15 protein-coding genes and 1 tRNA gene are annotated in these 18,457 nt (G+C 47.7%); 2 read left to right on the forward strand and 14 right to left on the reverse strand.

What is annotated here, in order from left to right; translation table 11 throughout:
- Positions 1-40: 40 nt before the first annotated feature.
- Both NXT09_RS13650 and NXT09_RS13655 read right to left on the reverse strand, forming a co-directional pair.
- Positions 41-1,687: a Na+/H+ antiporter gene (locus NXT09_RS13650; RefSeq protein ID WP_205553468.1), complete on the reverse strand. Its 1,647-nt coding sequence runs from the start codon at positions 1,685-1,687 to the stop codon at positions 41-43.
- A gap of 280 nt (positions 1,688-1,967) precedes the next feature.
- Entirely contained in the window at positions 1,968-3,323 is a 1,356-nt protein-coding gene (locus NXT09_RS13655; protein WP_014914197.1) for an NCS2 family permease, read from the reverse strand.
- Between the two features lie 410 nt (positions 3,324-3,733).
- Between NXT09_RS13655 and NXT09_RS13660 the strand changes: the two genes are divergently transcribed.
- A complete protein-coding gene (locus NXT09_RS13660; protein WP_268580024.1) occupies positions 3,734-4,150 on the forward strand; it encodes a hypothetical protein in 417 nt (138 codons plus the stop codon).
- A gap of 253 nt (positions 4,151-4,403) precedes the next feature.
- Here the strand turns inward: NXT09_RS13660 and lpxP are convergent, their stop codons facing one another.
- A complete protein-coding gene (gene lpxP, locus NXT09_RS13665; protein ID WP_205553472.1) occupies positions 4,404-5,327 on the reverse strand; it encodes a kdo(2)-lipid IV(A) palmitoleoyltransferase in 924 nt (307 codons plus the stop codon).
- Positions 5,328-5,703: 376 nt separating this feature from the next.
- On the opposite strand from lpxP, the gene NXT09_RS13670 reads away from it, so the two are divergent.
- The gene (locus tag NXT09_RS13670) at positions 5,704-6,771 is read left to right on the forward strand and encodes a DUF1176 domain-containing protein (RefSeq protein WP_268580025.1); all 1,068 of its coding nucleotides are present in this window, start codon (positions 5,704-5,706) and stop codon (positions 6,769-6,771) included.
- 132 nt (positions 6,772-6,903) lie between these two features.
- Here NXT09_RS13670 and NXT09_RS13675 read toward each other — a convergent pair whose 3' ends face one another.
- The 11 genes from NXT09_RS13675 to NXT09_RS13725 form a co-directional block, all read right to left on the reverse strand.
- Complete coding sequence (locus tag NXT09_RS13675) at positions 6,904-7,296, reverse strand: YybH family protein (RefSeq protein WP_268580026.1); 393 nt, start codon at positions 7,294-7,296, stop codon at positions 6,904-6,906.
- A 57-nt stretch (positions 7,297-7,353) separates the two neighbouring features.
- A complete protein-coding gene (locus tag NXT09_RS13680; protein WP_268580027.1) occupies positions 7,354-9,123 on the reverse strand; it encodes a hypothetical protein in 1,770 nt (589 codons plus the stop codon).
- A 68-nt stretch (positions 9,124-9,191) separates the two neighbouring features.
- Positions 9,192-9,881 carry a PspA/IM30 family protein gene (locus NXT09_RS13685; protein ID WP_268580028.1) on the reverse strand — a complete coding sequence of 230 codons (690 nt, stop codon included), beginning with the start codon at positions 9,879-9,881 and terminating at the stop codon, positions 9,192-9,194.
- 729 nt (positions 9,882-10,610) lie between these two features.
- Positions 10,611-11,756, reverse strand: a complete 1,146-nt coding sequence (locus tag NXT09_RS13690) for a hypothetical protein (RefSeq protein WP_268580029.1) — start codon at positions 11,754-11,756, stop codon at positions 10,611-10,613.
- Between the two features lie 97 nt (positions 11,757-11,853).
- Positions 11,854-12,264 carry a DUF6971 family protein gene (locus tag NXT09_RS13695; protein ID WP_268580030.1) on the reverse strand — a complete coding sequence of 137 codons (411 nt, stop codon included), beginning with the start codon at positions 12,262-12,264 and terminating at the stop codon, positions 11,854-11,856.
- A 335-nt stretch (positions 12,265-12,599) separates the two neighbouring features.
- On the reverse strand, positions 12,600-13,316 hold the full coding sequence (locus tag NXT09_RS13700; protein ID WP_268580031.1) for a KilA-N domain-containing protein: 717 nt from the start codon (positions 13,314-13,316) through the stop codon (positions 12,600-12,602).
- Between the two features lie 829 nt (positions 13,317-14,145).
- Positions 14,146-14,688, reverse strand: coding sequence for a BRO-N domain-containing protein (locus NXT09_RS13705; protein WP_268580032.1), 543 nt, complete (start codon positions 14,686-14,688; stop codon positions 14,146-14,148).
- A gap of 26 nt (positions 14,689-14,714) precedes the next feature.
- Positions 14,715-16,406 carry a site-specific integrase gene (locus NXT09_RS13710; RefSeq protein WP_268580033.1) on the reverse strand — a complete coding sequence of 564 codons (1,692 nt, stop codon included), beginning with the start codon at positions 16,404-16,406 and terminating at the stop codon, positions 14,715-14,717.
- A 112-nt stretch (positions 16,407-16,518) separates the two neighbouring features.
- Positions 16,519-16,592 (reverse strand) — tRNA-Gly (locus NXT09_RS13715).
- Positions 16,593-16,673: 81 nt separating this feature from the next.
- The gene (locus tag NXT09_RS13720) at positions 16,674-17,357 is read right to left on the reverse strand and encodes a LysE family translocator (RefSeq protein ID WP_268580034.1); all 684 of its coding nucleotides are present in this window, start codon (positions 17,355-17,357) and stop codon (positions 16,674-16,676) included.
- A 62-nt stretch (positions 17,358-17,419) separates the two neighbouring features.
- The gene (locus tag NXT09_RS13725) at positions 17,420-18,175 is read right to left on the reverse strand and encodes an AraC family transcriptional regulator (RefSeq protein ID WP_268580035.1); all 756 of its coding nucleotides are present in this window, start codon (positions 18,173-18,175) and stop codon (positions 17,420-17,422) included.
- Between the last annotated feature and the right edge of the window lie 282 nt (positions 18,176-18,457).

Below are 18,457 nucleotides of genomic sequence, written 5' to 3' on the forward strand. Positions count from 1 at the left end.
AAAGAAATCAACGCGGTAACGAGGATCACCTCACCGCGCCTTACTCATTTTCGATCAGAAGCGCTTCCATCAGGTCGAGGTCACGCAGCATTTTTTGTAATGTCTCATTGCTGATTTGCTGCGTGGCACGCAGGTGATACAGCTCCGCACGTTCGGAATTTAGCGCAGTCAGACGAAAACGCCGCTCCAAATTCTCAATCAGCAGGCCATTTTCAGGATCGTCTTTATCAATGAGCCGTCGACGCAGATTGCCAATGACGCGCGCGCTGACTTCTTTCAGCACCTGCTCATCAATGTTTTCCTCTCGATCGGCAGCCAGACGTTCCTCCATTTTATGCATACTTTTGATCGCCACTTCTGCCACCGCCATACGCGCCATACGGATTTCTTTGGCATGTGCGGCCTTGTCCGCCACCACCACACCACGCAGCAGAAACGGCAACGCCAGCACGCCACACAGCAGAGAAAACAAAATAACGCCCGTAGCGATAAACACCAGTTGATAGCGTGATGGGAACGCGGTGCCGTCCGTCAGCAGCAGCGGAATGGATAGCACACCCGCCAGCGTAATCGCCCCGCGCACGCCAGCAAAGGACGCGATCCACAGCTCGCGCGTGGAAAATTCGGCAAAGATCATCGGGCGCTTTTTCTGGATGTGCGTGCTGTATGTTTTCATCACCCACAGCCAGCAGAAACGCAGCAGCAGCAGAGCACCATAGATAATCACGATATCGGTAAACAGCATCCAGGTTTCAACCGTTGGATCCAGCTCTGCCTGCGTCACCGAGGTTTCCAGAATGTCCGGCAATTGCAGGCCCAACATGATGAACACCATGCCGTTAAACACGAACTCCAGCATCGACCACACGCCGTTCGCACGAAGCCGCATCGTCAGTGGCGCGCTACGAATCACGCCCGACTGCCCGATGGTCATCCCCGCCGCCACCGCAGCCAAAATGCCCGACACGCCGATGTGTTCGGCAATCAGATACGACGCGAAAGGTAGCAGCAGCAGCAGTACGATCTGCGTTGCAGCATCATCACCACTCCAGCGGCTGATAGCGCGCAGCGATTTACCGAATAGCCAGGTCACGCCGACGCCCGCCAGCAGCCCTCCCAGCGCAACCTGCATGAATTCCAGCGTCGCACCGGAAACCGTAAACACCATCGTGCCCATCGCAATCGCGACAGCAAATTTCAGCGACACCAGACCGGACGCATCGTTCATCAACGCTTCGCCCTGCAAAATGCCCATCAGCTTTTTCGGAATACGATCTTCACCGACGATGCCAGACAGCGCGACGGCATCCGTCGGAGATAGCACGGCGGCCAGCGCGAAGGCCGCAATCAGCGGCATGCCTGGCACCATCCAGTAGATGAAATAGCCGATGCCCACCACGGTAATCAGCACCAGAACCAGCGCCAGACCAATAATTTCCCGGCCGTGTTTCAGGAACTCACGCGTCGGCGTTTTCCAGCCGTCGGCAAACAGCAGCGGCGGAATGAAGAGCACCATAAACAGCTCGGGATTGAAATCAACGTGCAAACCGAACTGGGGCCAGGCAAGGATGGCACCAAGCGCGATTTGCATTAAAGGCAGAGGGATTTGAAAAGGTAAAATGCGGGTAACGACCCCAGACAGGGATACAACCAGGGTCAAAATAAGAATCGTAAAAAATATTTCCATGCTTTCCTTAGACGTACTCCTAAATCAAAAAATTCTGCCTGTTAGCGAGCAAACTGCTCTTCCATATTTAACGCATTTAGCTCGGTATGAAAATGGATTTCTGGGTGAAGAAGAAAAGTAATTACTTCTCTGATTATCACACAAGTTACATCAACCCAAAGCCAATAAAAGGGCACATAAAATCGCGTTTGGCGTGAGAAATGCTAAGGAAGGGAAAGAAGAAGGAAAGACGAGGAATAACAGACCTTCTGGACGGCGCCAGAAGGTCTGTTGGAAGGGATTACAGCGCCCAGCCGCCAGCGTAGAACACCACCAGTGCCACCGCGATAACCACGGTACCGATGTTCAATTTACGCCATTCGCCGGAGAAGATGCGGCCTAATACCAGCGCGCCAAAGCCCAGCATGATACCGGTCACGATGTTACAGGTCAGCACGATGAATACGGCACATACCAAACCGGACATGGCATCGACGAAGTCATCAAAGTTCAATTTGGAGACGTTGCCCAACATCAGCAAGCCAACGTACATCAGTGCGGGTGCGGTGGCATAGCCAGGCACCAGATACGCTAACGGAGACACAAACAGCAGCAGCAGGAACAGTACACCAACAACGGTTGCCGTTAAGCCCGTTTTACCACCGGCTGCCGTACCCGCTGCGGATTCGATGTAAACCGCTGCCGGAGACGTCCCGACCAGACTGGAGAAAATGCTGCTCACGGAGTCTGCGGTCAAGGCTTTACCACCGTTGATGATTTGCCCGTCTTTATCCAGCAGGTTCGCCTGTCCGGCTACCGCGCGGATCGTCCCCGTGGCATCGAACACGGCAGTCATCACCAGCGCCAGCACGCTCGGCAGAACCATCGGCTGCAATGCGCCCATGATATCCAGACTGAAGATCAGCGACGAACCGTCAGCCGCCGTCAGGCTCGGCAACGCAAAGAAGCCCGCGTATTTTACATTCGGGTCAAAAATCAGCCCCAGAATAGAGATTGCGATGATAACCAGCAGAATACCGCCCGGTACGCGACGTTTCTCTAAACCGATAGTCGCCGCCAGCCCCAGCAGGGACATAATGACAGGGAAAGAAGTGAAATCACCCAGCGCGACCGGCAGGCCGTCAATCGGGTTTTTTACCACCAGACCGACACCATTAGCGGCAATAATCAGCAGGAACAGACCGATACCAATCCCTGTGCCATGCGCCACGCCCATCGGCAAGTTACGCAAGATCCAGGAGCGGATGCCCGTGACGGAAATGATGGTGAACAGCACCCCCATCAGGAAGATCGCACCCAGCGCCACAGGAATGCTGATTTGTTGCCCCAGCACCAGACTGAACGCGGTGAACGCCGTCAGCGAAATCGCGCAACCAATCGCCATTGGCAGATTAGCCCACAACCCCATCAGCAGCGACCCCAGCCCGGCAACCAGACAGGTTGCAACGAACACGGCCGCCGGTGGGAAGCCGGCCTTGCCCAGCATACTTGGCACCACAATCACGGAGTAAACCATCGCCAGGAACGTCGTCAGGCCAGCTAACACTTCCTGACGCACGTTGCTGCCGCGCTGTGTAATTTTGAAAAAAGCATCAAGCGAGCCTTGCGAGCCTGCCTGACGGGTGGTGTTTGACATGGTGGTATCCCCTGAAATGCCATTATTATTTAAGATCGATTCTGACGGTTCCCGCGGCCTTGCTCCGCGAATGCACCAGCATCGCTGGCGCATCATGAACCGTATATATCCGTCATTCTTCAAGCTGCACGTGCGTTGGCTGCGTTCAGTCACCCGAATCACTTACTCAAGTAAGCTCATCGGGATTCCCTCTCTTGCCGCGTTACGAGGCCCATCAATGGGTCTCGCCCTAGCGGGCCAACGCTTTGCGTTGTTCAAAACGCTAACGTTTTGTCCTGCAACTCGAATTATTTAGGGTATAGCCCCGCACGCAAACGATTAACTCGCTGGATGCAAAGCTGGAAAACGTTGCTATATCAAGACACTGCTGTATCAAAAACAGGCTGAACTAAGACAAGTTGGATAAGACGGTGTCAGGCAATGTGAAGCGCGTGATTATCCCGCTTCACCCGCGCTTATTTCAACTGCTAATCGAGACAATTTACCTATCTCACTTCATCTTTCCGATAAGGAAGCGCACAGCCAGTGCAGGTAATGCTCAATCAGACCACTCGCTGAAAGTGGGTCAGTATGAAGAAAAAGCAGAAAGGGTTCTTAGACAAAAATCAAAACAGCGGTTTACTCCTCACAAACTGATCGTTCATTTTTTTGTGATTCGCATCACAAAAAAGTTGACCACCTGTATCAGTGCGAGTATTCTTAAAAACGTGAACAGCATCACAGAAAACAAATCAACTAACAACGAGGAAATGACCATGAAACTGCTGAACAAAATCATCGCTATGTTTGAAAACATCAACATCAACTTTGGTACTTTCAACCAATAATTATTTAAGAATCGTGGGGATAAAAAGATGCGCGTTGTCCGCAAAATCAATCAAATATTAAAAGCGTTGGGCAAAACCTATCGCGGTGTTAACCCCCACGCTATCTTCCGTTAATCGTACTCAAGTACGTTAACCACCATAAAATGGCTACCATCCGGTAGCCATTTTTGTTTTACACGATGCATAACGGATTCTACTCACCATACCGTGATGGCGCAGAAGCGCCATCCGATATCACACGTGCTTTATGCCATCAGGCATAGAGAGACACTTCCCCTGCCGGACGGGTTTTAAAGCGACGGTGCAACCAGAGGTACTGTTCAGGCGCACGCATGATTTCTTTCTCGATCACCTGATTCATGTAACACGCCGCAGCCTGTTCATCGTGATAAGGATAATCCTGTAATTCAGGCTGAATCACCAGTTGATAACCCAAGGCATTGGGTTTGCGGATCAACACGGTCGTCATCATCGCCGGTTTTGCGAGACGGCTGATAGTGTACGTACCGTTAGTGGTTGCCGCATTTTTCACCGCAAAGAACGGGGCAAAAACGCTGCCTTTAGGGCCGTAGTCCTGATCGGGTGCGAACCATACCGCTTCACCCCGTTTTAGCGCTTGCACCATGCCACGCAGATCTTTACGGTCGATCATCGCTTTGTTGGAACGAGAACGCCCCCAGGTTTGTACCATTTCCATCGCTTTATTATTGTGCGGACGGTACATCGCCATCATCGGTCGACATAATCCCATCGCCCTACCGCCCAGCTCCAGCGACATAAAGTGAATACCAATCACCATTACGCCCTGACCTTTTGCGGTCGCGTGCTGTAAATGTTCCAGCCCTGAAACATCAAACCACTGGCGCACGCGGCGATCGGACCAGAACCATGCCATACCGGTTTCGACTAATGCCATCCCGAGCGAAGCGAAGTTACCGTCGATCATTGCTTCTCTTTCATCGTTGGAGATCGTAGGGAAGCACAATTCAAGATTGCGTCTGGCAATCGACACCCGGCGTTTCAGGAAGATGCGGGATAGACGGCCCGCACTGCTCCCGAGTTTCATCAGCAGCGGGTAAGGGAGTTGAACTAATAAAAACAGCACGCCAAGGCCGAACCAAGTCGTCCAATAGCGCGGGTGGAGTAATGCCCTGGTAAATGTTTGCTTAATCTTCATGATACTCGTCTTTAAGTGATTAACAGCGTACCGCATAAAGAGTCGTTCTCATCGCGCTACATCTATCATGACACTTTTTTATAGGGATCGTTTCAACTGTGTGGAAAACTGTTTCTGGCCGTTATCACGCGTGAGGTTAAAAAGCAGAATAAACATGCTGATAACACTGAGGGGATTTTGAGCAGCCGATGAACGGTTAACGGCAGCGGCATCATACCCGATTCACGTTTAATAAAGGAGTGGTCGGACAAGAAATATTCGCAATATCACGCCGTCTAACGCTAACATCCTGGTATATGTCAAAAAAGCGGCTGGCTTTGTTGCAGCCAAAATAGGCCGGCAGCAAGCCACAATATAATCAAGGACTTGATGGAAAATGACTTTTTCTCTCCCTTCCCGTATCTCTATGCTAACCGCACTTATCACGGGGATTCCTGTTCTGGCATTTGCCACAACCTTCGCCGATAGCACTTTCTTTCATAAAGACTGGGAAGTGGTCTGCGATAACACGCTAACGTGTCGGGCTGCCGGCTACTCGCCAGAAGAGAAGTACACGGGAGAAGAGGAGGAGATTCCCGGTGTCTCACTGCTTCTCACTCGTCATGCCGGGCAAAATACGCCAATAACGGCCGACGTCATACTCGCAGAGGTATACCAGGCAATTCCTAAAAGCACCACACTCACACTAACCATTGACGGCGTGGATAAAGGACGACTCATCTCAACCGGAGACAACCTCTGGCAGCTAAATGAGAAGCAAATTCCTGTCGTATTACAGGCTCTAAAAGGAAGCGGGAAAGTGGCGTTTCATCACAATGGCGTCGTTTCCGAACTGTCTGGGGCCGGTGCCTACGCGGTACTGCTAAAGATGGATGAGAAACAAGGTCGCATCGGTACAACGGATGCCATCACCAAAAAAGGAAATAAAAGCAGTGTGTTATCTGCTGTAGCCGCCCCCGTTATCTACGCAGCAGTCACTAAGAAGGAGGCATCGCGGACTCTGACGGACGCAGAACAGTCTGCTATCCAGAAAAAACTGCTTAAAACGCTCAATGCCGACTGCGATAGCTTGCAACCGCAAGATGACCAAAAGGCCGAACGCATTGAGCTCACACCACTTAATGACAGCATGTCCCTGCTCAGCACCCTTTGCTGGCGCGCGGCTTATAACGAAGGCTACGCCTACTGGGTCACTGATAACGCCATGCAGACTCAGCCGCAGCTCGTGACGACAGATGGCACAGATTACGAAAACGGTGAAATTACCTCAGTGCAGAAAGGACGCGGACTCGCGGACTGCATGAGCTATGAAGCCTGGACATGGGATGGTAAAACATTCCAGCGGAGCAGTGCATCTCTTACAGGCTCATGCCGCATGATCCAACTCGGCGGCACCTGGGATTTACCCTACTGGACGACGACGGTGGTGAAACCGGGTAAATGAAAGGAATTGAGGTTACTCGCTGGCCTCAAATTCAATCATAGTAGCGGACGTGTTAGAGCCGCCACGTTAATTCAATCAGAGTAAAGCGCGTCAGGGTAACTTCTCTGAACGCGCCTGCATTGCTCAACAGAATCAGTCAAGCAGTGTCGTTCCATAGGAGTTATCAATCGTGCAACGCCAGTTCCCATCAGTTTCTTTCCTGAACACGTAGGTCGCTCGTCGCGTGGTGGTGACAATACTCCCCTGCTCATCTGGGTAATGAAGAACGGTTTCCATGATAACTAAAGCGTCTCCACCGCCCTCAATGACCTGCATATTTCCTTGTTCAACAATGAGTTGGTTTTTAAAATAATCGGCAATAGCGACAAATGCTTTTCTTATATCATCTTTGCCTCTCGCAACCATGCCTGGCTTGATGACCAGCGCCGCATCCTCAGCGTAATAACTCATCAGAGCATCAAAATTTCGCTCAGAAATTGCTTTATCACAGGCTTCAATAATTTCGCGTATTGGATGTGGTTTCATAAGCATTGACCCCAGTAACGTGGCATAGAAAATTTCATAGTATGTATAATTTCAAATTTACCATTTATCATCATTTTTGTTACTACCAAAATCAAAACCACTACTATTTCCACTGCTTTTACCGAAATCAAATCCACTATTACTCTTTCCACTCTCGCTCTTTCCAAAATCAAAGATAGAATCAGATGATGAACGATTATTGCTACCACTATTTTTATTAGAACTATTATAACCGCTATTAGTAGAATTTCCGTTATTAGACTTATTATTACCACTATTCGAAATACTACCTGCGATAAACCCTGAAAGAAAGCCTCCACCATTATTACGTGAATGACTGTGATATACCGTCCTTGGTGGATTATTACGACGATTCTCAGCTTCCATCACTCTTTCTTGCTCACGAATTTCTTGTTCTCTCTTATATGCTGCACTCGCTTCCAGTTCTCTGTTGATCCGCAAGTCCTCTTCAATTAAAGCTCTACGCTGGGCTTCCATTTTATCTCGATAGATTTTCTTTTCTTTCTCAAAAAGCCCCTCAAAGAAATAAAAACCCATAATTATGGCCTTTAATTTATCAACAATTTTTTCAGAAACCACATTATCATAATAAACATTAACATCAGTTGCTCTCATCCAAATTTCATTATTATCCTTTTGAATTTCGACAAAGGAATGAGAAACATTTTTTAATGAAACCCTCAACGTGGAACTATAGTTACCTGGTGATTCATTAATAACACCATCAATCTTTTCAAGCCTATCACATAAAAATTTCAAACACGTTTTTTCTATTTTTTCAAATAGCTCTTTACCGTGTTTTCTTTCAACACCATTCATATGGATTTTAGTTTTTTCAACAGCCTGCCTTATAACATTTCGCTCAGTAACATGACAGTCTGATAACTCTTCTAATTTAATAATTTCGTCTGAAATGCTTTTCCGCCCTTTATCCAAAAGCGCTTCCATTATAGAAACAAGCTCTTGTTTTCTCTCTTTATACTTAATAATAATGCTTTCACTATCGAACTCACGAGGAAAATCCAGTTCGATATATGAAATATCTTTAGATAACATATCATCTAATTGTGTAGCCAAGCTCAATGATTTAATTCTATTTGATTCTTTTTCTTTCGCTCTATTAAATATACCCTTCTCTTCTTTAAATGAGAGATAGACACAATAACAGAGAAAAAGAGCGATAAAGATAACAACAAGATACTCAGTAATATTTGAAGAATCGCCTTCAGTTTCTTCGACCGCTTCTGAGGCTGAAATAATAGTTTCTAATTTCTTATTATCATTTAATTTATTTATCTCTTGAGGCGCTAAAGGTTCTATTTCTGATGGTGTAATAACCTTACTCTTGTTAAGAATAGGGTCGTTATCTGGAGTAAATACTTGAAGTTTACCTTCGGAAACATTAACCTTCGTCGTTAATCTGTCATGCAGTATTGTTACATTCTCATAAGAAGTGCCAAAAGAATAAGTAGGATCTAACTCCATCGCCTTATTTAAAGAAGCTAACGCGTCTTGTGGTGTAGCTTTTCCACTTGGAATTAATCGCTCTTCAATCTGAGACTTCATATACCAAGACTGAGGTTTATCTGGATGAGCTATCACTACTTTTTTAATAAGAGTATGCGCTAATATCCAATTACCACTATTAACAGCTGCTTTTATTTCACTTGGTTTAGGCACCTCTTGATTTTGAGCAGCAATGGCTTTTTGTGGTAAAAAATCAGTTCCACTTATCACCCCCATAAAAAAAAGAATAGCTACCGAAAAAAGAAGACTTTTAATAATAGAGTAACTGACACTTTTCATATAATCTCTTATCTCTTACTGGAAAAAACGGAAGGTATATTCCTATATCTTCGAAGATGATTATTATTTTATTCTTGCTTTTTATTCATAGCACGTAATGCCGCTAACTCATCTTCAATTGACTCATCAAGACCATGTCTATCAAGAGAAGCCAACTCGTCTTGCTTATCTTTCTCTGCATCAATAAACTCACCATGAGCCTGCGATCTTGCCTCTCTTTTTGCAATATTATCTTCTAAACGGTCAAATACTTTAGAAGCGCTGTCATAAGAAGAGAAATTACCTACATCAAGTAATTTTGTGGCTTCTTCAGTTGCCGCAGCAACTTTAGAACGCAAGTCGATACTATCTGCTTTTCTTTCCATTTCAGAGCGTTTTTTCTGAATGTCATTAAATCGTGAAGTTAATGTAACAACAATATTATCAAATTTAGCTTGTTGGTTTTGAAGCACGACCAAATCACTTTCCTGCTGTCTTTTTTCAAAAAGAATAGTTCTTGCCAAATCTTCCTTATCCAACTCAACAGCCTTTGCCGCTCGTTTTTTCGACAGAGCAATTGCAGATTGCTTATCTTCGACTTTCTGTTTAGCAATAATCGCTTGAGATCTGGCTTCGACTAAAGCCCCTTTGATTTTTTCTTCATTCTCACCGACATCACGAATAAGCTGGCGTGCAGTACGGCCGTCATCAGATGCCTTATCTACGGAATCATGAAGTAAGCCCTTAATTTGTGTCATTATTTTAGATAAAAGACTCATGCAACACCTCTCCTTGTTTAAAATTATTAGTATTAAACTTACCTGGCACTTAAAAAATCAGCGCTAATCCTTTAAATAAAATTCTCTCCTATAATTTATAAGATATTTTGTAAAATATAAACAAATTATTAGAAATAAACTTTACATTTTCAAAGTGTTGCGACATTTCCAGGTGGAACTATGTTCATCCAATTTTTCTAACACTGGCATTACTCCCATTGCCTGAATATCCACAGTGGGTCGATGTCCAGTCATAGACGAGTTATTTCCCTCAACGACTGAGAAGTAGCGCGAAGCATTGTGATTGTTGGATTTAATGGACTTGAGTCGACATTGAGAGAAGAGAGCTTGGAGCGAGTGAAGGGAATCGAAGCATCGAAGACAATCACTGCTAACCATTTGTTTCTTAAAGGATGATGAATCCTTGAGGTTACAGTCATGGTTACACATTGAATGATCTCCGGTCAACACTTCTGTTAGATTCCTCGAAAGAGAATAGAACTCATAGTTACCCCCTAACGGCTAGCCGCTCACGGTTAGAGCCATCTAAAATCAGTGCATTGATGGAACCTACAGACCAGACGGGGGAAACCGCTGGCCGTAGACATATCAGATAGTGCCTCAGATTTTTGTGACAATTTCTTAGACCCTCCCTTTCACGGTGTAGTACACCAAAGGGGGCCAGATAGATGAGCATTAGGTTTGACATAGTGGACTACAGACTAAGCGTTAAGCGCTCTTGAATGTCAGACGGTGGACTACTGGAAACTCAGCGGTCGCCTCTACGTTGAACTCACCTTGCTTCACTTTGACTGAACCCGTTGCCATAACGTCGATTACTGTAATCAGCTCTACGTCATAGCCTGCACGATTAGGGTCACGGGTCACGATAACCTTAACGGTATCGCCCTCCTTGGTAGACCGGAAGGACAACATAGCGAACCCTTTAGGCAGCAAATAGACGCCAGTGTCTTCACCTAAATAGCCCATGATAGTACAGCCGAATAACTCACTCGCGTCTTCATGGCCTGCGCGTTGGGCTGCACGCTCTAAGACGGCTTCCAGTTTCTCAGGGACCATCAACGCATACGCATCAAGAGTAGCCCCTAGGTGAACCGGAAGGTTGATAGCCAGATAGTCTAAAAGGTCCTCAGCGGCGTCTTTAGGTTTAGAACTCAATGCCTCGCATTCAAAGGTGACGAGGTCGGGGGTCTTAGAAAGGACCTTAGCGACATTGCCAGCCATGATACGGCAGAATTGAAGCTGCATGTTTGCAACGGTTTGACGCAGTGAGCCATCAGTCCAGCCGCCCATCATATCGAAATCTGATACGTGGGTAGCAGTGGAGCACAGGATACCTGTTTGTGTATTGTCATCACCGTGTAAGACAGGGGCGACCATCACCGCAGACCCAGCAATAGCTTTCGCTGTAGGCAGATTAGAACGGTCAAGCTTGCCATTAGGATTGAAGGTAACGGTACGGTCCTCCAAAAGCTGCACGTTAAGCGGTGTAGGCAGGGAAGCAAATGGTCGGAACTCAGACGGGAAGATGTGTTGTTGCATCGCATCAGCGAAATCACCATCGTTAAAGGTGGCCTCAAGGGAAGCCTCTAGCGCTTGGATGTAGTCATGAACATCATTACCGAATGGCTGGGGGCGTCCTGAGCGGTCCGTATAGCCAACATTAAGAATGCCTCCAGTGCTATCAGACATGCTGACTACTTCTGAGCGGCTGGCATCGGTTCCCCATACGGAATTAGGGACCTTCTGACCATTGGCATCAACCATATGGGTCTTGAGGTCATCCACGGTTTTAACTTTAGGCTGGGTCGTATCGGTACGTTTAATTTGGTTGTTGCTGTTGTGAGTGTTCATAAGGTAGTTCCTCCTAAAATAGTCATGAATAAATGAATGCTGGGTGAGCTACAGGCCCCACTTAAGGAGACTCTGTAGGCTCTTACTGGTGGCTAAATCACAGCCCGAAAGCGGCACCTTTATTTCCGAACTTACGTTGTGCTTCTTCACGTCTGCGTTCTTTCTCCGCTCTCTCAGCGGCAATCTCGGCAGGTGTCGCAAGCATGGCAGCGATTCGCTCACGGTGTTGTTCAGCTTCAATACGCTTGCGTTCAGCTTCTTGACGAGCCTGAGCGTTGCTCTCAGTCCACCAACGGGAATACTTGAGGTAATCACCAGCATTCAGACCAGCGGCATGAACATCATTAAGGATTGAGTTGGTCTTACCTTCATCATTACCGCAACCGTTAAGCATGGTCGGGATGACAATTTCACAGAAATATTTGGTAGATAACACCTGACCGAATACCAGTACGGTTTCCTTGTCAGTAGATAGGGTGATATCAAGTTTACGGTATGCGATAGACATAATTTGTTCTCCTTTGAATTGAGTGAGTGAACTTATCGGTCGACCATAGGCGCAATGAGGCCTACGGTGTCTCCCCGCATCGGTCAGTTCAAAAGAGGTTTAATTAATAATTGGAACCAGAAGAAGCTAGAAGAAATCCTTCGGGGACAATCCGGCGCGCGCAGCCATGAGACATAGCGCACCCTTCGAGTAATAATCTGCTCGGTCGTGCTTTGGCGGTAGACCAAGTTTGCTCACAAGGGCTGACGTTTTGATGGTCATTAGGCGCAGTGCTTGGCGACCTCCAGGCGTCCTAGGGTCAATCTGGGCGTTGTGATGGTGTTGAGTGGTCATGGTTACAGGGCCTTGCGCTTCTGGCGATATTCTTTAGCTTTGGCTTTAGATCGCTCCTCAATTAATCCACGCCAGCGTTGAGCATGTGCCTGCATCCAAGCATATCCACGCGCTGTGACTTGCCACTGACTCTTACCCATGACCTCTTTTGCGACAAAATAGCCATCGCTGAACGCTACTTTAGGCGGCTTGATTGTCTCGATACCGTCATCACGGTTGCGGACCTTAATGAACTTCCCGCTGCCTAATAGGCCCTCTTTGAGTATCTGAGGGGCGAGGCCTAATGACTTGCAGGCCCATGACCACGGGACTGAGCCACCACGCTCCAATCGTCCATCAAATATGTCAGCTTTAGGGGCTGCTATAGATAACTCAGCGTTAGCTTCGTCAGCCTGTAGTATAGCGATACGTTCCCGCATGATTGCGTCATTACGCATGAACACGAAAGCATCAATGACCAATGAATAGAAATCAGTCGAGACCCACATAGCATAAGCAATAGTCCCTTTCTCCGTAGCCCATGTACCACCGCCATCACCATTCACGGTCCGGAAATTTCCGGAGCGGTCAAGTTGTGTGCGGACTTGGTTGTTCCACTCTGAGGGGCGCTTACTGTCCGGCAGGTCCAGAGTTCTATAAATCTCGTTCAGATTCCACATTTGATTTTCATCGCATGTGAACGAATGACCATTGATAATGATTGGTAGTAATGTATTCATAATTGTGTGTGCTCCTTATGTAATGCCCTTATGTCACACCCACGGTCAGCCAACCAGACCCCACACAAAGGGAACTGACAGCGGCACAAGGGCATTCATAAAGACTGGTTTGAGGTTAGCCGTGTGAAGGCTCGGTGATGTACTTTCTGATTGATGGGAGGTTGTTCTCCCAATAGTGATAGTTAATTGCTGAGGAGACCAGTTAACGTTTTCAATTTGAAAATAGCTCAATTAAAGAGCGACTAGAGCGAGGTGCAAATTTGCATATCGTACATGGTGATGGTGGTGACCATGTCTGATATCTCTAGGCTTATCTTAAGGATAGGCTGGCAGGCTCTCTCTAATAGTGAGTCGTTATTGCTGAGGAGACCATTGATGACCAGTTATTGGAATCAAGGAGGGGATACTTAAAGCTTTACTTAATATTTCTACTTAGAGCTTTACTCTTAAAGTTATTAATTCTCTTCTTCGAAGAAGAATAATAAACATTAGAGTCTTCTCTAAGTAATCTTTAAGTTAACCTCTCCTGTGATAATGGTCGCTTAAGCTAATTTATAGCGTCATTACACAAAAGGGGTTATTCACCATTCCAGACGATAGGACATTAACCAGATGTATCACTGGGCGTCTTCTCGTTTGTCTGTGCGATTCTCTCAGGTCGCATGAATGGCTACGGTTGATGGAATCCGAAAGTGGTCTCTCGGGAGCTAATGGATTGTGGGCATAACGTTTTCTATCTGTCTCCCAATAGTGATAGTTAATTGCTTCGACATCAGGCTGTCTCTCCCAATAGTGAGTGGTTAGACAAACGTCGCCGAACGTGTAGCGATCATGCATCTTGGTTATTCTGAAGAGCCTTTCTGTCTTGAGCTTCGATACCCTTACGTGGTCCTTCAGGCATACTCTGGAATATAGCCTTCAGCTCTGCGTTGACTGCCGCGAACTCAGAGGCAAACTGAATGCCCTCAGGTGTCTTGCTGGTTTCAACGTTGTAACTTCCAGTCTTTCGGATGGACGGTAAGACTTCCTCAGTGACCCACTTACGGAAGGGTTCGCCTTGTGGGGTATAGCTACGCATAAGTAATTGATACAACTGAGGCTCTGTGAGCATTCTAGCATCTTGGCGTAAGGTTCTCCCATCAGAACCCTTAAGACATACAGAGGTACTAAATTTTTGTACCCCACTATGCGTTACGATGTGGTCTTTAAAGCGCACACAGGAGTTGGTTAAGGTGCTCTTAGGGTTGGCATACCCTAAGGCTATCACTACCTGAGTAGCCACAAAGAGCAACTCATATTCAGGGTGCCCAGTGATTACGTCCAGTTGCAGCCCAGCGAAATTCATTTTGGTTACTTTAATGGTGTTTGACATGGTGTTTCCTTTAGGTCTGATTGTGATTAGCTCAAAGGTCTCTCGGTTAGAACTTCAGCCATCACACCAATCAGCCTATCCACCTCAACCTCTTTAGCGTAGCGGTCATAAGTAATAGACCCTGAACTATGCCCCATAATCGCCTGAGCATACGCCAACTCGACACCATGCTGTTTTAACTGGGTCGCAACGGTATGCCTAAACGAGTGAAACGCCAAGCCGTCACGGTCAGCTAGAACCTTAGGTAACAACGTTCGGTTAAACCATTTGCTCACCTGCTCACCGTAGCCGTTCTTCATTAAGCGGAGGCCATCGAATACCATAGCCTCATCACCTTCAGTCTCTTTACGAGCCTCTACAAGCGCCATAAAGTCAGCTAATACAAAACCATAAGCACCGTCTACAAGAGGCACACAGCGGTCACTGTGGGCATTTTTGATGCTCTTACCAGCTAAGCTACTGTCATCTTCATTGATGTGGATATAAACGGTCCCGCTATCTGTGGTCCTGATATCTTTAACTTGTAGTTGAGCTACTTCGTTGAGCCTTGCTCCAGTGATAGCAGCTAGCAAAGTGACATAATAGTGATAGGGCTTGCCTAAGGTCTTCTGTGAGTAGGCCTTAGCGGCAACCAGTAGTTTCCTTACCTGCTCAGGACTAAAGGCATTACGCGCATCTGAGGCTTTACGTTGGGGCACTTTCAGCTCCAGCCCTTCAGCTAGATTCTTGACCAGCAAGTCATTTCTCACAGCCCACTTGAAGACGGCTGATAGTTTAATCAGATATCTATTGTTGATTGTTACCACATCCAGACAGTCAGCCTTAGCCTCACGATTCAATAGGTCTGCTAATGGCGTATCCTTGTAACGCTGCTTACGGTGCTTTGGCAATCGCTGAAGAACATCACGAACCTTGAGTATATCAGCGCGTGTTATCGCGTTAGCGTTATCGTTGAGACCCATGTAGTCAAAGATTTCGATTAACGTAGCGTGTGCCGATGTGTTTTCCCTTAAGGTTGCTGGCTTCCAGTTCTGGGCGTTCTCCGTTTCGTATTGCTCAAAGAGGGACGCAACACTAACGGCGGTTACTTCGGGTTTCACTTGGGGAGAATGAGGCCCCTCAGGCGCACTAACAGATAGGGACACAGAGGCTTGAGCATTTGACCGATCAATATCATTAAAACCATCGACATAATCTATCAGTGGTTGACTGTCTCCCGCTTCGATGCGCTTCATGCAAGCCTTTAGTACCTTCAGCGCTTCATTGATGTATCGGTGCTGGTCAACGGTCAGTGGCTCACTTGCTAAAGCATCGATAAGGCCATCGCCCACTTCCCCGTACTGGTCACGATAGATATCCCTCATGTCCGGCTCAAAGAGGTCTGAGCGCCCTAAAGACAATTCCCACTCAGCGATATCCCTCAGGTGCTCCCTCATTTCCTCATAGGAAGCATCAGGCTTATCCGCATGGACTGCTTTAAGTGCTGCCTTGATGTGTCGAGAGTGAGCCATAGCGGTACGTCTATCCTTGGTTCGTAATGAGACTGAGGTCATCTTATCTTCATTAGTTTTAGACGTCCAGACATCTTTACGTCTTTTTGTTTTCATACGGAAATAGTAGACACCGTTACGCTGATAAAGGTAAGTCGTAACTGAAAGAAAAGTAGTTGTGATGGTTGAAGCTGGACGTAGCTTGTTTGCTACTTGATGCTGAATCATAGTCTGTATGCCCTGATAGGGTTACACAGTAGGTTACAGGAAGTAACTCTGTAAGGAGGCGTTAAGCCGTATCCCTTAGGATTCAGTGAGTTAGAATACTTTAAGAAGGTCATGGAGCGAGTGAAGGGAATCGAACCCTCGTATGCAGCTTGGGAAGCTGCCGTTCTACCATTGAACTACACTCGCACGCAGAAGCGACTGGCATTATAGCGCTATGCCGTTGCCGAGCAAGTAAAAAACCCGGCAAAGTGCTGATGTTTTAGCCGGTTATGCGGCTGTGGAGAGCGGTAGAAACAGCGTCTCATAGCCATTGGAAATGACGTGCCAGGCAAAGTAGGCAAATAGCAGCGCGGAAATCAGGCTGCAATAGAATGAGATCCGTTCTTTCAGCAGACGCTGACCGTACTTCACCAGTGCGGCCAGGAAGAACGTCCACAGCACGCCGCCAACGAAAAAGCCTAGAAGAAACAGGCTAATCATGAAGGCTGAACCATCCGTAGACTGCGCGATAATCGTGCCGCCAATCGCAGCGAACCACAGCAGCGCCGTCGGTGACGCAAGCGCCATGCCGACGCCGCTGAAAAACTCGGTATATCGGGCAGGTGACGCAGTAACATCCGCCGCATTCGCTGTCGCAGACAGGTCGGCGAAGCGTTTAACCTGATAGTCACGCCATGCCGCACGCGCCATGCTGAACGTCATCCAGATCAGAATCAGCCCGCCGCCAATCCATAACACCCAGCGGACGGGCGTCAGGTTAAACACCACCGCCAGACCCAGCACCGACAGCGTGGCATAAAACAGATCGCCGAAACAGGAACCCAGCCCGATATAAAACGCCGAGCGCGCACCGTGCCGCAGCCCACGGTTAATAATCGCGGTATTGACCATTCCCAGATCGAGACAAAGTGACAGGGATAGCAGCATCCCCGTGAAGACAACTAACAGCATGGTATTCCCTTCGAGCGTTAAGCAATAAGGCGAGTGTAGAGCCGAAGGGAAACGCTGTATTGTCAAAAATTGATACGGCGGAACTGCCCCGGCGTCATAGCGTTATAACGGTTGAAAGCCTTAGTGAAATGCGCCTGATCGGCAAACCCGACATCGCCCGCAACCTGACTAATCGCAGCGCCCTGCCGCAGAAGTTCCCGTGCTTTACACATGCGTCGCTGCATCAGCCACGCCAGCGGCGGCAGCCCAACCGCCTGATTAAACGAGCGCACCAGATGTGCGACTGACAGATTTTCCTGCTGCGCGAGCTGGTCGAGCGTGGGGACATCACTAAGATCGTTCAGCAACCCGTCTTTGATCCGCGTGATCCGCTCTGCTTCTTTGACTTGCCCTTGAGACGGCACATGATGCTGATTTTCCATCAACCCCGCGAGCAGCAGGATAATGCGCTCCTGACGCGTGCTGTCGTCCAAATCAGAGGTGACTAGCTGTTTTAACTCGGACGCCAACTGCGCTGACGGATTCCAGCCCCGTGAGAACCGAAAGGTTTGGTGGAAATAATGTTCGAATGCCAGTGGGTGAACGTACAAGGATGCGCACTGCCAGCGGTCAAATTCGTTGTCGCTGCCTTGTAGCTGATTGGGATTGTAGGTCGTCACCATATCGTTGGTGGCAACAAAGGTCTCTCCATCCAGCCAGACCGTTTCCAATCCGCTGAGATTGGCGCTAATGACGAATTCGTCGTGCGTATGCCGTGGAAAACTGCGGCCATTGGTTAACAGCGCCAGTTCGAACCAGGCATCGCGGTACGTCATCATGAGAGTGTTCCAGCAGTGAATGAATGCCTGAAAATAGCATCTTCCCCCGTTGGGCGACAATCACAGAATGACGGCAAGAATGCGGAGGGAAAACGAGATGATAATACTATCGAGGTGAGATCGAGATACATGGGGCTACCACGGTGCGAGGTATCCCTACGGGAACCTCATCCCCGTGTTTCCCCTAAAATTTTACATTGTCGATAGTAAAAATCCACCTCTTGAAGAGGTGGCTTTAAAGTGGGGCTCCCTAGAAGGGAGCCTTGTTCGTTTTAATCCTGT

Origin of the sequence: Pectobacterium jejuense, assembly GCF_026800125.1 — a bacterium.
GTDB classification, from domain to species: Bacteria; Pseudomonadota; Gammaproteobacteria; order Enterobacterales; family Enterobacteriaceae; genus Pectobacterium; species Pectobacterium jejuense.

Bases quoted from the DNA above. Each gene is read 5' to 3' on its own strand.
- NXT09_RS13690 (WP_268580029.1), bottom strand. From the start codon at position 11,756: ATGAACACTCACAACAGCAACAACCAAATTAAACGTACCGATACGACC.
- NXT09_RS13650 (WP_205553468.1), bottom strand. From the start codon at position 1,687: ATGGAAATATTTTTTACGATTCTTATTTTGACCCTGGTTGTATCCCTG.
- NXT09_RS13725 (WP_268580035.1), bottom strand. From the start codon at position 18,175: ATGATGACGTACCGCGATGCCTGGTTCGAACTGGCGCTGTTAACCAAT.
- NXT09_RS13710 (WP_268580033.1), bottom strand. From the start codon at position 16,406: ATGATTCAGCATCAAGTAGCAAACAAGCTACGTCCAGCTTCAACCATC.
- NXT09_RS13655 (WP_014914197.1), bottom strand. From the start codon at position 3,323: ATGTCAAACACCACCCGTCAGGCAGGCTCGCAAGGCTCGCTTGATGCT.
- NXT09_RS13685 (WP_268580028.1), bottom strand. From the start codon at position 9,881: ATGAGTCTTTTATCTAAAATAATGACACAAATTAAGGGCTTACTTCAT.
- NXT09_RS13680 (WP_268580027.1), bottom strand. From the start codon at position 9,123: ATGAAAAGTGTCAGTTACTCTATTATTAAAAGTCTTCTTTTTTCGGTA.
- NXT09_RS13695 (WP_268580030.1), bottom strand. From the start codon at position 12,264: ATGTCTATCGCATACCGTAAACTTGATATCACCCTATCTACTGACAAG.
- NXT09_RS13720 (WP_268580034.1), bottom strand. From the start codon at position 17,357: ATGCTGTTAGTTGTCTTCACGGGGATGCTGCTATCCCTGTCACTTTGT.
- NXT09_RS13700 (WP_268580031.1), bottom strand. From the start codon at position 13,316: ATGAATACATTACTACCAATCATTATCAATGGTCATTCGTTCACATGC.
- NXT09_RS13670 (WP_268580025.1), top strand. From the start codon at position 5,704: ATGACTTTTTCTCTCCCTTCCCGTATCTCTATGCTAACCGCACTTATC.
- lpxP (WP_205553472.1), bottom strand. From the start codon at position 5,327: ATGAAGATTAAGCAAACATTTACCAGGGCATTACTCCACCCGCGCTAT.
- NXT09_RS13705 (WP_268580032.1), bottom strand. From the start codon at position 14,688: ATGTCAAACACCATTAAAGTAACCAAAATGAATTTCGCTGGGCTGCAA.
- NXT09_RS13675 (WP_268580026.1), bottom strand. From the start codon at position 7,296: ATGAAACCACATCCAATACGCGAAATTATTGAAGCCTGTGATAAAGCA.